The sequence below is a fragment of the Pseudomonas sp. R37(2017) genome (assembly GCF_002113375.1).
Lineage (GTDB): Bacteria > Pseudomonadota > Gammaproteobacteria > Pseudomonadales > Pseudomonadaceae > Aquipseudomonas.
This window is the reverse complement of the sequence record NZ_NEHO01000011.1, coordinates 75,597-90,748: the sequence shown is the minus strand read 5'-3', so window position 1 is coordinate 90,748 and position 15,152 is coordinate 75,597. Positions and strand designations below refer to the sequence as shown.

At 60.6% G+C, this 15,152-nt stretch carries 11 protein-coding genes; 7 read left to right on the top strand and 4 right to left on the bottom strand.

Annotated features, from left to right (window positions below; genetic code table 11):
* Nucleotides 1-26 precede the first annotated feature (26 nt).
* From CAG47_RS18425 to CAG47_RS18410, 4 genes are all read left to right on the top strand, one after another.
* Complete coding sequence (locus CAG47_RS18425; RefSeq protein WP_085726270.1) at nucleotides 27-638, top strand: TetR/AcrR family transcriptional regulator; 612 nt, start codon at nucleotides 27-29, stop codon at nucleotides 636-638.
* Nucleotides 639-785: 147 nt separating this feature from the next.
* The gene (locus CAG47_RS18420) at nucleotides 786-1,751 is read left to right on the top strand and encodes a 2-hydroxyacid dehydrogenase (RefSeq protein ID WP_085726269.1); all 966 of its coding nucleotides are present in this window, start codon (nucleotides 786-788) and stop codon (nucleotides 1,749-1,751) included.
* Between the two features lie 144 nt (nucleotides 1,752-1,895).
* On the top strand, nucleotides 1,896-2,963 hold the full coding sequence (locus tag CAG47_RS18415; protein WP_085726268.1) for a phosphotransferase family protein: 1,068 nt from the start codon (nucleotides 1,896-1,898) through the stop codon (nucleotides 2,961-2,963).
* Nucleotides 2,964-3,115: 152 nt separating this feature from the next.
* Nucleotides 3,116-3,883 (top strand): SDR family oxidoreductase, encoded by a 768-nt coding sequence (locus CAG47_RS18410; RefSeq protein WP_085726267.1) that lies wholly within the window; start codon nucleotides 3,116-3,118, stop codon nucleotides 3,881-3,883.
* A gap of 184 nt (nucleotides 3,884-4,067) precedes the next feature.
* Here CAG47_RS18410 and CAG47_RS18405 read toward each other — a convergent pair whose 3' ends face one another.
* From CAG47_RS18405 to CAG47_RS18390, 4 genes are all read right to left on the bottom strand, one after another.
* Nucleotides 4,068-5,411: a hypothetical protein gene (locus CAG47_RS18405; RefSeq protein ID WP_085726266.1), complete on the bottom strand. Its 1,344-nt coding sequence runs from the start codon at nucleotides 5,409-5,411 to the stop codon at nucleotides 4,068-4,070.
* 524 nt (nucleotides 5,412-5,935) lie between these two features.
* The gene (locus tag CAG47_RS18400) at nucleotides 5,936-7,432 is read right to left on the bottom strand and encodes a helix-turn-helix transcriptional regulator (RefSeq protein ID WP_085726265.1); all 1,497 of its coding nucleotides are present in this window, start codon (nucleotides 7,430-7,432) and stop codon (nucleotides 5,936-5,938) included.
* A 104-nt stretch (nucleotides 7,433-7,536) separates the two neighbouring features.
* Nucleotides 7,537-8,817 carry a Zn-dependent hydrolase gene (locus tag CAG47_RS18395; RefSeq protein ID WP_085726264.1) on the bottom strand — a complete coding sequence of 427 codons (1,281 nt, stop codon included), beginning with the start codon at nucleotides 8,815-8,817 and terminating at the stop codon, nucleotides 7,537-7,539.
* Between the two features lie 134 nt (nucleotides 8,818-8,951).
* Nucleotides 8,952-10,436, bottom strand: a complete 1,485-nt coding sequence (locus CAG47_RS18390) for an NCS1 family nucleobase:cation symporter-1 (protein WP_085726263.1) — start codon at nucleotides 10,434-10,436, stop codon at nucleotides 8,952-8,954.
* Between the two features lie 433 nt (nucleotides 10,437-10,869).
* On the opposite strand from CAG47_RS18390, the gene hydA reads away from it, so the two are divergent.
* The 3 genes from hydA to preA all read left to right on the top strand — a co-directional run bounded on the left by hydA (nucleotide 10,870) and on the right by preA (nucleotide 15,108).
* Entirely contained in the window at nucleotides 10,870-12,309 is a 1,440-nt protein-coding gene (gene hydA / locus CAG47_RS18385) for a dihydropyrimidinase (protein ID WP_085726262.1), read from the top strand.
* A gap of 156 nt (nucleotides 12,310-12,465) precedes the next feature.
* On the top strand, nucleotides 12,466-13,833 hold the full coding sequence (locus CAG47_RS18380; RefSeq protein WP_085726261.1) for an NAD(P)-dependent oxidoreductase: 1,368 nt from the start codon (nucleotides 12,466-12,468) through the stop codon (nucleotides 13,831-13,833).
* Nucleotides 13,834-15,108: an NAD-dependent dihydropyrimidine dehydrogenase subunit PreA gene (gene preA, locus CAG47_RS18375; protein WP_085726260.1), complete on the top strand. Its 1,275-nt coding sequence runs from the start codon at nucleotides 13,834-13,836 to the stop codon at nucleotides 15,106-15,108. It abuts the gene before it with no gap.
* Nucleotides 15,109-15,152: the final 44 nt, after the last annotated feature.

Genomic DNA, 15,152 nt, shown 5'->3' with positions numbered 1-15,152 from the left:
TTCAACCCGCAGCCCCGAGAAAACCCATGCCCCGAGTTTCCCGCAAACAAGCCGACCTCAATCGCGAGACCATCGTCGAAGCCGCCACGCGGCTGTTTCGCGAACGCGGCCTGCACGGGATCAGTGTTGTCGATGTGATGGCTGCCGCGGGCCTGACCCACGGCGGTTTCTACGGGCATTTCCAATCCAGGGAGGCCCTGGCGCAGGAAGCCAGTGGCCGGGCCTTCGAACAGGCCGCGCAACGCTGGCAAGCGCGGGTGGCCGAGCATGACAGCAAGGACGCCGCCCGCCGCGCCGTGGTCGACCCCTACCTGTCTCGCGAGAGCCGGGACAACCCGGGCGACAGCTGCCCGGTGGTGGCCTTCGCCGGGGATATGTGCCACGAAGCCGCCGACAGCGGTTTGCGTCAAACCTACCTGCACGGCCTGAACAACCTGCTCGACTCACTGGCTACGCTGCTGGACACAGAGGATGCCGCCAGTAATCGGCAGCAGGTACTGGTGCAATATTCGCTGATGTTCGGCGCGCTGATGCTGTCCCGGGCCACCCGCGGCGATCCGTTGTCGGACGAGATTCTCCAGGCCGCACGTGCCACTCTCATGCCATCGAAACCAGGCGACAGGCAGGGCGCGCAGTAAAAATCCGCCTGCTTTGCCACAGCCTGCGCGATGTCGTGCCTGGCAACTTCCGCAGGCTGCGATCTGTAGTGTCTGCCAAGCTATCCTTGAATCAGCAACCTCAAATCACGTCCGAGCCGATTTTTCGATGCCCACAGGGAGCCAAGCATGCCTGTCACCGTTCTGGTACTGGTTGAAACCATCAATGATTACCTGCCTATCCTCGAGCATCAGGGCTTCCACCTGATCCTGGCCCCGACGCCCGCCGAGCGCGCCGAAGCCATCACCCGCCACGCCGGGCAGATCGACGCCGTCCTCACCCGTGGCCCATTGGGGCTGTATGCCGATGAAATCGCCGCGCTGCACAAGCTCAAGATCATTTGCGTGATAGGCGCCGGCTATGAACACGTCGACCTGCAGGCCGCCGCCAACCGGGGCATCACCGTCACCAATGGTGCCGGGGTCAATGCCTCTTCTGTCGCCGACCATGCCATGGCGCTGTTGCTGTCGCTGGTGCGCGACGTACCCCGCTGTGATGCCGCCGTGCGGCGCGGCGAGTGGCCGAAGATCATGCGCCCTTCCCTCGCCGGCAAACGCCTGGGCATCCTCGGCCTCGGCGCGGTCGGCATGGCCATCGCCAAGCGTGCCGGCGCCGGTTTCGACATGAGCATCAGCTACCACAACCGCCAGCATCGCAGCGACGTGCCCTACACGTTCTGCTCGACCCCGACCGAACTGGCGCGCGCCTCGGACTTCCTGATCGTCGCCACGCCCGGCGGCCTGGGCACCAAGCACCTGATCAATCGCCAGGTACTCGACGCGTTGGGACCCAATGGGTTTATCGTCAACATCGCCCGTGCCAGCGTGGTCGCCACCGCTGACCTGATCACCGCCCTGGAGCAACGCCGGATCGCCGGTGCGGCACTGGATGTGTTCGATCACGAACCGCAAGTGCCGAATGCGCTCAAGACCCTGAGCAACGTGATCCTCACGTCCCATGTCGCCGGACTGTCTCCGGAAGCCACCCAGGGCACCGTCGAGTTGGTGGGCAAGAACCTCGTGGCGTTTTTCTCCAATCTACCGGTGCTGACGCCGATCGACTTGCCGCCCACCATGAGCCAGGTCGCCCAGTGACGGCGATTCAAACACCTGTATCAAAAACAATGATTGGCCGGCAACACGCTCACCTATAAGAGCCGTTCGCGGTTGTGGGGGCGCCCAGTGCGCATTAGATTAGCCAATAGTTTCAGGCCTCCAGAATAAGCAGAAGGGATAAGCATGGCGCTTAATGATCAGTCCACCCGTATCCGCACCGGCGAAGAGCTCGATGCCAGCCTGATCGATCCATACCTCAAGGCCCATATTCCCGGGCTCAGCGGCTTGCCACGGATCAGCCAGTTTCCGGGCGGCGCTTCAAACCTCACCTACTTGCTGGAATACCCCGAACAGGAGTTCGTCCTGCGTCGCCCGCCGTTCGGTCACAAGGCCAAGTCCGCCCATGACATGGGCCGCGAATTCCGCATCCTCAATCAACTGCGCGATGGTTTTCCGTATTGCCCGAAAGCCTACGTGCACTGCACCGACGAATCGGTGATCGGTGCCGAGTTCTATGTCATGGAACGGGTCAACGGCATCATCCTGCGCTCGGACCTGCCACCGGAGCTGGGCCTGGATTCGGCGAAAACCGAAGCCCTGTGCAAGAGCTTCATCGACAAGTTCGTGGAACTGCATCGCGTCGACTACAACGCCTACGGCCTGGGTGACCTGGGAAAACCCGAAGGCTATGTGGCACGGCAAATCAAAGGCTGGAGCGATCGCTACGAAAAGGCCCTGACTCCCGACGCGCCGCATTGGGAAACGGTGAAAGCCTGGCTCAACGACAAGATGCCGGCCGACCATCCGACCTCCAGCATCGTGCACAACGACTACCGCTTCGACAACGTCATCCTCGACCCGAACAACCCGATGCAGATCATCGGCGTGCTCGATTGGGAGCTGACCACCCTCGGCGACCCGTTGATGGACCTGGGCAACACCCTCGCCTACTGGATCGAAGCCGATGATCCGGCACCGGTGCAGATGATGCGCCGCCAGCCAAGCCACGCGCCAGGCATGTTGACCCGCCGCGAGTTCGTCGACTACTACGCCGAACGCTCGGGCATCCGCATCGACAATTTCGACTTCTACTACACCTACGGTCTGTTCCGCCTGGCCGGCATCGTGCAGCAGATCTACTACCGCTTCTACCACGGCCAGACCCAGGACAAACGCTTCGCGCAGTTCATCCACATGAACAAGTTGCTGGAGCAGATGAGCTTGCAGGTCATCCAGAAATCCAGCCTCTGACCGCACCCGCTCCTGTAGGAGCGAGCCTGCTCGCGAAGGTCTTCAACGATGACGCAGGTTCTCTGACCAAACGCAGCAAGACGCCCTGCAAAACAACCTCAGCGTCACCCCGGCATTTGACTCGATAACAAGACTTTTTAGAGGGGAATCCCATGTCCAAGACTCAGTTGTTCGACCTCGACGGCAAGATCGCTTTCGTCTCCGGCGCCAGCCGTGGCATCGGTGAAGCCATCGCCAAACTGTTGGCCCAGCAAGGTGCCCATGTGATCGTCTCCAGCCGCAAACTCGACGGCTGCCAGCACGTCGCCGACGCGATCATCGCCGCTGGTGGCAAAGCCACCGCCATTGCCTGCCACATCGGCGAAATGGAACAGATCAGCCAGGTCTTCGCCGGTATCAAGGAACAGTTCGGTCGCCTCGACATCCTGGTCAACAACGCCGCGACCAATCCGCAGTTCTGCAACGTGCTGGACACCGACCTCGGCGCCTTCCAGAAAACCGTCGACGTGAACATCCGCGGCTACTTCTTCATGTCGGTGGAAGCCGGCAAGCTGATGCGCGAAAACGGCGGCGGCAGCATCATCAACGTCGCCTCGATCAACGGCGTTTCGCCAGGGATCTTCCAGGGCATCTACTCGGTGACCAAGGCGGCGGTGATCAACATGACCAAGGTGTTCGCCAAGGAATGCGCCCAGTTCGGGATCCGTTGCAATGCATTGTTGCCGGGTTTGACCGATACCAAGTTCGCTTCGGCACTGGTGAAGAACGAGTCGATCCTCAATACCGCGCTGCAGCAGATTCCGCTCAAGCGCGTGGCGGATCCGAGCGAGATGGCCGGCGCGGTGCTTTACCTCGCCAGCGATGCTTCAAGCTATACCACCGGGGTTTCGTTGAATGTGGATGGGGGTTTCTTGTCCTGATACGTTTTGCGAATGAAAGAAAGGCAGCCGATTGGCTAATGCCAGTCAGTTAAGCGAAGAAGATCACCTGCAGGAGCGGGTGCCCGCTTGCGGCACGCTCCTACAATTTCCTTGACTGATCGGCATCAAGCCGATTGCTGCCTTTCTTTGTTTCATTTGGCCTTGTTCTGACACTCGAACTTTTTTATACGTTTCGGCAAGGCAGCTTTAGTTGAGTAGGAATCTCTTCTCCAACTTTGTCCGTCACCGCCAATTCAAATCGCCCACTCCTGCTCTTAGCGCCCACAAGCCAGGAATGACTGGTTGTCACCTCCCCAAGTCGTGGAGTACAGCTGACATCCTCGGGTAAAATTTCGCCACGATTGAAGATCAACATCAATGGATAGCCATCTATCGGGCTATTGGCTTTTGCCCTTAAGGAGATGGTCCGACGAGCGCCGCCTCTTTGCAACTCAACGTCACCTGCGGGTGGCAAATTCCCGTCGACATAAAGTTCTGCCTCATCCGACAAGTTACTCGATATCAACTTGCTGATAGCCAAGGTAATAGGCGTGGTCATGCCCCTGCCCTCCAGTGATAACTGGAACGTTCCGCTTTTTGTGTTCCCGGTGAGGACCCAGCTATGCGTGGATCGCTCACTACCGAAGGCTGGAATGCAAACCAAGTTGGCATAATCCAGTCCGCTTTTGTAAGCGCACGACAGCCCGATCGGAAAACCGGCCAACGGGCTGCCTTGTTTAGGGATCAAGGAGAGTGTTTGAGCCTTACCACGAATAAACCAATTGCCCTCGGCTAGTGCAGGGACGCCGCCAATCATTACGTCTGCTTCATCCGCCAGGTTGCTCGATACCAGTTTGCTGATCGCCAAGGTAATCGGCGTGGTCATGCCTTTGCCCGCCAGCTCCAATTGGAACGTTCCGCTTTTTGTCCTCCCCGTGACGGCCCAGCTATACGTTGTTTGTTCACTGCCGAAGACTGGTGCGCTCACGACGTTGGCGACATCCAGCCCACCCTTGATGGTGCAGGTCAGTGTGACCGGAAGACCGGCCAGCGGGCTGCGTGATTTGGGGTGCAAAGTAACCGTTTGCGCCTTATCCCGAATAAACCAATTGCCTCCGGCAGGCACACTGAATCCGCCAACCCTCACATCGGCCTCATCCGCCAGGTTGCTCGAGATCACCAGGCTGCGGTGCTCCCACGACTCCACCACTTCCCGGCTGAAAAACACCAGGGTGATACGACCGCTCTTGCCAGCGTCCGGCTTGATCTTCCAATGGAACTTGCCATTGACGGGAGCCACCCAAGCGCCAAACTCGGGCGATGCAACAGGCTCCAAACCGCCATTTTCAACCAGCCCCAGGTTGAGCGCCCTGGCGATCGCCGGGGGTGCCTCCACTGTCACTTCGCTCTCCTGCCCGCGGAACAAAACGAGTTCCGCCCCCCGTTCCACTTTCTTGCCGTTGATCAACAGCGTGACTTGTTCCCAAGGACTTGGTGCTGCGGCTGCAGCGTTTGATTCGGTGGTCATGAAGACGTTTCCTTTTCAGCGTTGGACTTAAAAAACAGCCCGTGAACTATCAGGAAAAATCGACGCACCGAAAACAATCACAAATGACAGGTTTGCCTGGTTGACCATTGTGCATGGCCGCGCCATCCGACAACGCGGCCGTCACACTGGCTTACTGGGTCACGCACCGAGTCGTGGTGGTGATGCGCGTCTTCTGCCCGTCTTCACCCCGTACATCGCCCAGGACATCGGTTTTATCCATGGCCTGACAGGTACGTTCAGGAGGCGGTGGTGTGACTGTTGGAGGTGGGGGTGGACTGGAGCAGCCGCCGAGAATCGCCACGCACAATACCAGCGACAACGGTGAGATAACGCGTTTCCCAGGAATTTTCATAGGTTGACCCGCGAGAAGTGATAGACACATTTTTTGTGACAACACCACCTGCCCGTAAAATCCGCACACCTGTCACAAAAATGGATATCTGCGAATCATTCATGGCCCAGCAACTGGCTCATGGCGGGCTGTTCCTTAGTGCGATTGCACCTTAACCCTGCCCCTTGGGCCGCCACTCGCTGGAAAACAATCCCCGCTCCCGCGCCCAGACAATCGCCTCGCTGCGGCTATGTAAATCGAGCTTGGAATAGACCGCAGCCACATGGTTGCGCACCGTATTCGGTGCGAGTTTCAGACGCGCGGCGACTTCCTTGTCGGCCAGGCCTTCGCAAATCAGGCCCAGTACATCGCGCTCACGGGCGGTCAGGTCGGTGAAGGAACTGCCGGGCAATTGCGCAGAATTGACGCTCTTCACGTTCGCCAGTTTTTCGATCAGCGTGCGGCTGAACCACGAGGCATCCTTCATCACTTCCTCGATGGCCGACACCAGTTCCAGCTCGCTGCGCCTGCGTTCGGTGATGTCCACCAACACCAGCAGATAACACCGGCGGTCCTGAATGGTCACGGCGCCCGCCGACACCGCGCAATCGATCAGTCCCGCATCTTTTCTACGCACACGCACGTCGATGCGATCCAGGCTGCCGGTTTTCTCCAGCGCGGCGAACAGGCGGGCGCGCGCGTTTTTATCGTCGATGAAATCGATCTGCCCAATGCTGACCCCGAGCACCTCTTCACTGGGATAACCCAAGGTATCGAGAAACGCTTCGTTGACATCCAGCACCAGACGATCAACCGCGCGGCATATCAGTATCGGCACTGGGGACAGGCGAAAGGCCTTGGCAAAACGTTCTTCGCTCTGGCGCAGGGCGATTTCGGCTTTGTGCCGCAGTGCCATGTCGACGAAGGAAAACAACATACAGGCTTCGTCGTTTAACTCCAGCGGCTGGCCGGCCACGATCACGTGCTTGCTGCCGCCATCGGGCAAGCGCAACTCGGCCCGCATCTGTGCAATGGTCGACCCTTCGCGCAGACACTGTTTGGCAAGCTCCCGATTCTCGGCCTGTTCCAGCACGTCCAGCTCATAGGCGGAGGTGCCGATCACCTGGTCGCGCGCATAGCCGGTCATTTCAAGAAAGCCGGGATTGACCTTGATGTAGCGCAAATCACGGAGGCGGCAGATCAGCGCGGGTGCCGGGTTGGCGGCGAAGGTTTTCTCGAAGCGCTGCTCGGCGCTGGCCCAGTCGGTGACATCGTCCATGATCAGCACCAGCGATTCCGGCTCACCGTGGTTGTCGGCCAATACCAGACTGCGCACGCGATGGACCCAGCAACGCTCTGCGTCCTCCGCCGGGGTGACCTCCACCAGCACGTCGCTGAACGTTTCGCCGCGCGCTACCCGGCTGATCGGGTAGCTGTCGACCGGCACCCCATGTTTGTTGCGATAGCGCAGTGCGAAGCGTTTGGCATACGCCTCGGCGTTGGCCCCCAGATCGCTGGCCCGTTCGACACCATGCATCGTCAGCGCCGCCTCGTTGGCCCACAGGATGCTCTGGTCCGGGTCGAGCACAATCACCCCGTCGGACAGGCCGGCGATGATCTGCTGCAACTGGCGACGATGGGTTTGCGTGGCCAGCACGTCCTGGTTCATTGCGCCTCCACAAGCATTTTGGCCTTGTGAAGAGTACGACCGCAGGCGTGTCGGATCGTGCGAAAACCTGTGGGATCGATTGCAGCGGATTGACCGGTCGGGTGTTAGGCCAACTGGCCCTTGGCGACCGCCGCCGATGCCGCCAGCATCGCTCGCAACAGCACGGCACACCCGGCCGCCAGGTCATCCGGGGCGGCGTTTTCGATTTCGTTGTGGCTGATGCCGCCTTCGCACGGCACGAAGATCATCCCGGCCGGACCGAGTTCGGCGAGGAAGATCGCGTCATGCCCTGCTCCGCTGACGATGTCCATGTGCGACAGGCCCAGGCCCTGGGCTGCGCCGCGCACCGCCTCGACGCAGCCCTTGTCGAAGTACAGCGGCGGGAAGTCGGCCGTTGGCGTGAGTTCGAAAGTCAGGCCGTGTTCTTCGCAAGTGGTTTCGATGACTTCACGCACCTCGGCGATCATCGAGTCCAGGCGTGCCGGCTCCAGATGGCGGAAATCCAGGGTCATGCGCACTTCGCCGGGGATGACATTACGCGAGCCCGGATAGGCTTGCAGGCAACCGACGGTGCCGCAGGCATGGGGTTGATGGCCAAGGGCGGCGCGGTTGACCGCTCCGACAATCACCGCGGCGCCGACCAGGGCGTCCTTGCGCAGGTGCATCGGCGTCGGGCCGGCGTGGGCTTCGACACCGCGCAGTTTCAGGTCGAACCATTTCTGCCCGAGGGCGCCCATCACCACGCCAATGGTCTTGCGTTCGTCTTCAAGGATCGGGCCCTGCTCGATGTGGGCTTCGAAATAGGCGCCCACGGCATGACCGGTGACCTGACGCGGACCGGCGTAGCCGATGGCGTTTAGCGCTTGTCCCACGGTGACGCCATCGGCGTCGACCTTGGCCAGGGTTTCCTCGAGGGTGAATTTTTCCGCGAACACACCGGAACCCATCATGCACGGGGCAAAGCGCGAGCCCTCTTCGTTGGTCCAGACCACCACTTCCAGCGGCGCTTCGGTTTCTATGTTGAGGTCATTGAGGGTGCGCAGCACTTCGACGCCGGCCAACACGCCAAAGCAGCCGTCGAACTTGCCGCCAGTGGGCTGGGTATCGATATGGCTGCCGGTCATTACCGGTGGCAGGTCGGGATTGCGCCCGGGACGACGGGCGAAGATATTGCCGACGGCATCGATGTCGACAGTACAGCCAGCCTCTTTGCACCATTTGACGAAGAGATCCCGGGCCTGGCGATCGAGGTCGGTCAGGGCCAGGCGACACACGCCCCCCTTGACCGTGGCGCCGAGCCTGGCCAGTTCCATGAGCGATTGCCACAGGCGGTCGCGGTTGATGTGCTGATGGCTGGACTGCAGAACGTCTACGGCCGCGTTCATGATGATCTCCTCAGGTGGTTCTTTCTTCAGGCAATTCGTCGGTGTTTGTGCCAGCGCTTTCGCGAGCAGGCTCGCTCCCACATTTGGAGTGCATTCCCCTGTGGGAGCGAGCCTGCTCGCGAAGGGGTCATCACCTACACCGCAGATTTCGCAACAGACGGACTGGGCCGCATCACACTCAACCCGTAATAAATCACTCCTCCGAGGGCCGAGCCGGTGAACCAGCCATAGCTGTAGAACCAGTTGAACGCATCGCTGCCCAGGGACAGCAGCGTCAACACCACCGGCACACCGAAAGCAATGAACCCGCACCCGTTCCACGCCGGATACACGTCATCGCGGTACAGGCCGGCAAGGTCCAGTTGCTGTTTCTTGATCAGGAAATAGTCCACCACCATGATCCCGGCGATCGGCCCCAGCAGGCTGGAATAGCCGAGCAGCCAGTTGGAATAGACGGTTTCCAGACTGAGGTCCGAGACGATCAGGCCAAGCTTTTTCAGTAGCTCATGCGCCATCAACGCCAACCCGACAAACCCTGTAAGCAACACAGCGTTGGTGCGGTTGATAAGCTTGGGCGCGATGTTCTGGAAGTCATTGGTTGGCGACACGATGTTGGCCGCCGTGTTGGTCGACAGCGTGGCGATGATGATCAGCGCCATCGCCAGTGCGACCCAGACCGGGTTCTGGATATGACCGATCAGGGTCACCGGATCGGACACCGTGACCCCCACCAGTTTCACCGACGCGGCGGTCATCACCACGCCCAGGGACGCAAACAGGAACATGGTCAGCGGCAGGCCGATGATCTGCCCGACAATCTGGTCCTTCTGGCTTCTCGCGTAACGACTGAAGTCCGGAATGTTCAGCGACAGCGTGGCCCAGAAGCCGACCATCGCCGTCAACCCGGCCGCGAAGTAGCTCGCTACGCTGGCGCCTTCGGGACGCTTGGCCGGAATCGCCAGCAATTCGGTCATCGACACGTTGGGCATCGCCCAGACCAGCAGGCCCGCGCCCACCAGCACCAATAGTGGCGCCGACAAGGTTTCCAGCCACTTGATCGACTCTGCGCCACGGATGACCACCCACAGGTTCAGCGCCCAGAACACCATGAAGCCGATGACCTCGCCAGTGCCGCCCAGGGACTTCCAGCCCTCGAACACCGAGCCGAGGAACAGGTGAATCGCCAACCCGCCGAACATGGTCTGGATACCGAACCAGCCGCACGCCACCAGGGCGCGAATCAGGCATGGAATATTGGAACCGAGCACGCCGAAGGACGAACGCAACAACACCGGAAAGGGAATGCCGTACTTGGTGCCGGGAAAAGCGTTAAGTGTCAGGGGAATCAGCACGATGATGTTGGCGAACAGAATCGCCAGCAACGCTTCGCCAACGGTCAGGCCGAAGTACGCGGTCAGCACTCCGCCCAGGGTGTAGGTCGGCACGCAAATCGCCATGCCCACCCACAGCGCGGTGATGTGCCATTTGTTCCAGGTGCGTTCACGCACCCTGGTCGGCGCGATGTCGTGGTTGTAACGGGGACTGTCGAGGACATCGCTGCCGGCTTCCAGCTCAAACAAGCCGTCGCACTCGGTCACTTGCGATCTGATCTGTTGCATGGCCGCTCCACTGTTCTTTTTGATTATTGTTCATCAGGGGCACTCGGCTTCAATAAACGTGCCGAGTGCCAGGCAAGTTGTCGAAACAGTCAGGACTCAATCTGGTGCGTTGGTCTTGTTTCAATGGCTGCGCATCAACCATAGACCATACTCAAACAGCTGATTTCACATGGAAATCTTGACCATATTTGGTTCCTGTCAAGTGCGTCAAAATGATGAGCGGTCTCACAACTTTCCTGAAATTTCCATTTAATCGTTAATTATCAATTAGTTAATACAAGAATAAGCTTATGAAAAATATTCTTGCCGATTCGAAAAAGTGCAGCTAGCGTTTATTCCTGACAGCAGTGACAGGATTTGTTCCGTACCGGCTGTTTTCATATAGAACACCTAGAACCGGCATAAACCGGTCATTGCCTGCGAGGAACTCGGAATGTCTCTGTTGATTCGTGGCGCCACCGTTGTTACCCATGATGAAAGTTATCGCGCCGATGTGTATTGCGCAGACGGCGTGATCAAGGCCATCGGCGAAAACCTCGATATTCCTGCACAAACCGAAGTGCTCGACGGCAGCGGCCAATACCTGATGCCCGGCGGCATCGACCCGCACACCCACATGCAACTGCCGTTCATGGGCACGGTGGCCAGCGAAGACTTCTACAGCGGCACGGCGGCGGGCCTGGCCGGCGGCACCACCTCGATCATCGACTTCGTGATTCCCAATCCGCAGCAATCCTTGCTCGAAGCCTTCCATCAGTGGCGCGGCTGGGCCGAGAAGTCGGCCTCCGACTACGGTTTTCATGTCGCCATCACCTGGTGGAGCGAACAGGTCCGCGAGGAAATGGCCGAACTGGTCAGCCAGCACGGCGTCAACAGCTTCAAGCACTTCATGGCCTACAAGAACGCGATCATGGCCGCCGATGACACCCTGGTGGCGAGTTTCGAACGCTGCCTGGAGCTGGGCGCGGTACCGACCGTCCACGCGGAAAACGGTGAGTTGGTGTTTCACCTGCAACGCAAGCTGATGGCCCAGGGCATCACCGGGCCGGAAGCGCATCCGCTGTCGCGGCCTTCGCAAGTTGAAGGCGAGGCCGCGAGCCGTGCGATCCGCATTGCCGAAACCCTGGGTACGCCGTTGTATCTGGTGCATGTCTCGACCAAGGAAGCCCTGGACGAAATCACCTATGCCCGGGGCAAGGGCCAGCCGGTGTACGGCGAAGTGCTGGCCGGGCACCTGTTGCTGGACGACAGCGTCTACCGTCACCCGGACTGGCAAACCGCCGCCGGTTATGTGATGAGCCCGCCGTTCCGCCCTCGCGGCCATCAGGAGGCGCTCTGGCATGGCCTGCAATCGGGCAATCTGCACACCACCGCCACCGACCACTGCTGCTTCTGCGCCGAACAAAAAGCCGCTGGCCGCGACGACTTCAGCAAGATCCCCAACGGCACCGCCGGCATCGAAGACCGCATGGCGGTGCTGTGGGATGAAGGCGTGAACAGCGGACGCTTTTCGATGCAGCAATTCGTCGCGCTGACCTCCACCAACACAGCGAAGATCTTCAACCTCTACCCACGCAAAGGCGCGATCCGCGTCGGTGCCGATGCCGACCTGGTGCTGTGGGACCCGCAAGGCACGCGGACCATTTCCGCCAAGACCCACCACCAGCAGGTGGACTTCAACATCTTCGAAGGCAAGACCGTGCGCGGCGTGCCGAGCCACACCATCAGCCAGGGCCGCGTGGTCTGGGCCGATGGCGACCTGCGGGCCGAGCGTGGCGCCGGGCGCTACATCGAACGGCCGGCGTACCCGGCGGTGTTTGATTTGCTGAGCAAGCGGGCTGAGATGCACAAGCCGAAGGCTGTGAAACGCTGACATCGAGGCCTTCGGCCTTCGCGAGCAGGCTCGCTCCCACATTTGAAATGCATTCCCCTGTGGGAGCGAGCCTGCTCGCGAAGAGGCCGGTACAGACAACACAAAAAAACATGCCCATGCAGAGGCAGCACCTCAAATCACCGTGAGGCTAAAACCGTGATCAAGACCCTGGACCACCTCCCGCATCCCGTTGAGAACGCGGCCGCCCTCGCCGGCCACTTCACCGACCTGGCGCCGCCGCTCAACGAGCGCCAGGCCCATCTCGAAGCCTCACGCTGCCTGTATTGCTACGACGCGCCCTGCGTGAATGCCTGTCCGAGCGAGATCGACATTCCCTCGTTCATCCGCAACATCCAGCAGGACAACGTGCAAGGCGCCGCGCAGAAGATCCTCTCGGCCAACATCCTCGGCGGCAGTTGCGCCCGGGTTTGCCCGACGGAAATCCTTTGTCAGCAAGCCTGCGTGCGCAACAACGCCCACGAATGCGCGCCGGTCATGATCGGCCTGTTGCAGCGCTACGCCGTGGATAACGCCCATTTCAGCGCGCACCCCTTCGAGCGCGCTGCCGCCACCGGTAAACGCATCGCCGTGGTGGGCGCCGGTCCGGCCGGTTTGTCCTGCGCCCATCGCAGCGCCATGCACGGGCATGACGTAGTGATTTTCGAGGCAAGGGAAAAGGCCGGCGGCCTCAACGAGTACGGGATCGCCAAATACAAACTGGTGGACGACTACGCGCAACGGGAACTTGAGTTCCTGCTGGAGATCGGCGGAATCGAAATCCGCCACGGGCAGAAACTCGGGGACAACCTGACCCTCGGCGAACTGCAGCAACAGTTCGACGCGGTGTTCCTCGGCCTCGGGCTCAATGCCAGCAAACAACTGGGCCTGGCCCACGAAGACGCGCCAGGCCTGCTCGCCGCCACCGACTACATCCGCGAACTGCGCCAGGCCGATGACCTGAGCCAACTGCCCCTGGCCGACCACTGCATTGTCCTTGGCGCAGGCAACACCGCCATCGACATGGCCGTGCAAATGGCCCGCCTCGGTGCCCATGACGTGAATCTGGTGTACCGGCGCGGCGCCGAAGACATGGGGGCCACCCATCACGAGCAGGAGATCGCCAAGGCCAATCAGGTGCGGCTGATGACCTGGGCGCAACCGGAGCAAGTGCTGCTCGATGACCACGGCCGTGTGCGCGGCATGCGTTTCGCCCGCACCCATCTGGTCGAAGGTCGCCTGCAAACCACCGGCGAAACCTTCGAACTGGCTGCCGATGCAATCTTCAAAGCCATTGGCCAGGCCTTCGACAGTAGCGCCCTCGCCGATCCGCTGGCCCGTGAACTCAAGCGTCAGGGCGAGCGCATCGAAGTCGATGAACAGCTGCGTACCAGTATCCCCGGCGTGTATGCCGGCGGCGACTGCACCAACCTCGATCAAGACCTCACGGTGCAAGCGGTGCAACACGGCAAGCGCGCCGCCGAGGCGATCAACGCTCAACTGATGCTCAACGTGGAGGCTGCGTAAATGGCCGATCTGTCGATTGTCTTCGCTGGCATCAAAGCGCCCAATCCGTTCTGGCTGGCCTCCGCGCCACCCACCGACAAAGCCTACAACGTGGTCCGCGCCTTCGAGGCCGGCTGGGGCGGCGTGGTCTGGAAAACCCTGGGTGAAGACCCGGCGGCGGTGAACGTGTCGTCACGCTACTCGGCGCACTTCGGCCCGAACCGTGAAGTGCTGGGCTTCAACAACATCGAACTGATCACCGACCGCTCGCTGGAGGTCAACCTGCGGGAAATCACCCAGGTCAAAAAGGACTGGCCGGACCGCGCGCTGATCGTGTCCCTGATGGTGCCCTGCACCGAAGAGTCCTGGAAAAACATCCTGCCGCTGGTGGAGGCCACGGGCGCCGATGGCATCGAGCTGAACTTCGGCTGTCCCCACGGCATGCCGGAACGGGGCATGGGCTCGGCGGTCGGCCAGGTGCCGGAATACGTCGAACAGGTCACCCGCTGGTGCAAGACGTATTGCTCGCTGCCAGTGATCGTCAAGCTCACGCCGAACATCACCGACATCCGTGTCGCCGCCCGCGCCGCCCATCGTGGTGGCGCCGATGCGGTGTCGTTGATCAACACCATCAACTCGATCACCAGCGTCAACCTCGAACGCATGGTCGCCAACCCCATGGTCGGCAACCAAAGCACCCATGGCGGTTACTGCGGCTCGGCGGTCAAGCCGATTGCCTTGAACATGGTGGCCGAAATCGCCCGTGATCCGCAGACCCGGGGCCTGCCGATCAGCGGCATCGGTGGCATCGGCAACTGGCGCGATGCTGCGGAGTTCATTGCATTGGGCAGCGGTTCGGTGCAGGTGTGCACGGCGGCAATGTTGCACGGTTTCCGGATTGTCGAGGACATGAAGGATGGCTTGTCACGCTGGATGGACAGTCAGGGCTACGCCAGCATTGCGGAGTTTTCCGGCCGCGCAGTGGCCAACACCACGGACTGGAAATACCTGGACATCAACTATCAGGTGATCGCGAAAATCGACCAGGAGGCCTGCATCGGTTGTGGTCGTTGTCATATCGCCTGTGAGGACACCTCGCACCAGGCCGTGGCCAGCCTCAAGCAAGCGGACGGCACCCACAAGTACCAGGTGATCGAAGAGGAGTGCGTGGGCTGCAACCTGTGCCAGATCACCTGCCCGGTGCAGGACTGCATCGAGATGGTGCCGGTGGAGACGGGCAAGCCGTTCCTGGACTGGAATCATGATCCGAGGAATCCGTATCACGTCAGCTCTTGATATTGGCTGAGCTTGAACTGACGCCTTCGCGAGCAGGCTCGCTC

What these genes read in the sequence shown, in the direction of transcription:
- CAG47_RS18425 (WP_085726270.1), top strand. Translation starts at nt 27, where the DNA reads ATGCCCCGAGTTTCCCGCAAACAAGCCGACCTCAATCGCGAGACCATC.
- CAG47_RS18420 (WP_085726269.1), top strand. Translation starts at nt 786, where the DNA reads ATGCCTGTCACCGTTCTGGTACTGGTTGAAACCATCAATGATTACCTG.
- CAG47_RS18415 (WP_085726268.1), top strand. Translation starts at nt 1,896, where the DNA reads ATGGCGCTTAATGATCAGTCCACCCGTATCCGCACCGGCGAAGAGCTC.
- CAG47_RS18410 (WP_085726267.1), top strand. Translation starts at nt 3,116, where the DNA reads ATGTCCAAGACTCAGTTGTTCGACCTCGACGGCAAGATCGCTTTCGTC.
- CAG47_RS18405 (WP_085726266.1), bottom strand. Translation starts at nt 5,411, where the DNA reads ATGACCACCGAATCAAACGCTGCAGCCGCAGCACCAAGTCCTTGGGAA.
- CAG47_RS18400 (WP_085726265.1), bottom strand. Translation starts at nt 7,432, where the DNA reads ATGAACCAGGACGTGCTGGCCACGCAAACCCATCGTCGCCAGTTGCAG.
- CAG47_RS18395 (WP_085726264.1), bottom strand. Translation starts at nt 8,817, where the DNA reads ATGAACGCGGCCGTAGACGTTCTGCAGTCCAGCCATCAGCACATCAAC.
- CAG47_RS18390 (WP_085726263.1), bottom strand. Translation starts at nt 10,436, where the DNA reads ATGCAACAGATCAGATCGCAAGTGACCGAGTGCGACGGCTTGTTTGAG.
- hydA (WP_085726262.1), top strand. Translation starts at nt 10,870, where the DNA reads ATGTCTCTGTTGATTCGTGGCGCCACCGTTGTTACCCATGATGAAAGT.
- preA (WP_085726260.1), top strand. Translation starts at nt 13,834, where the DNA reads ATGGCCGATCTGTCGATTGTCTTCGCTGGCATCAAAGCGCCCAATCCG.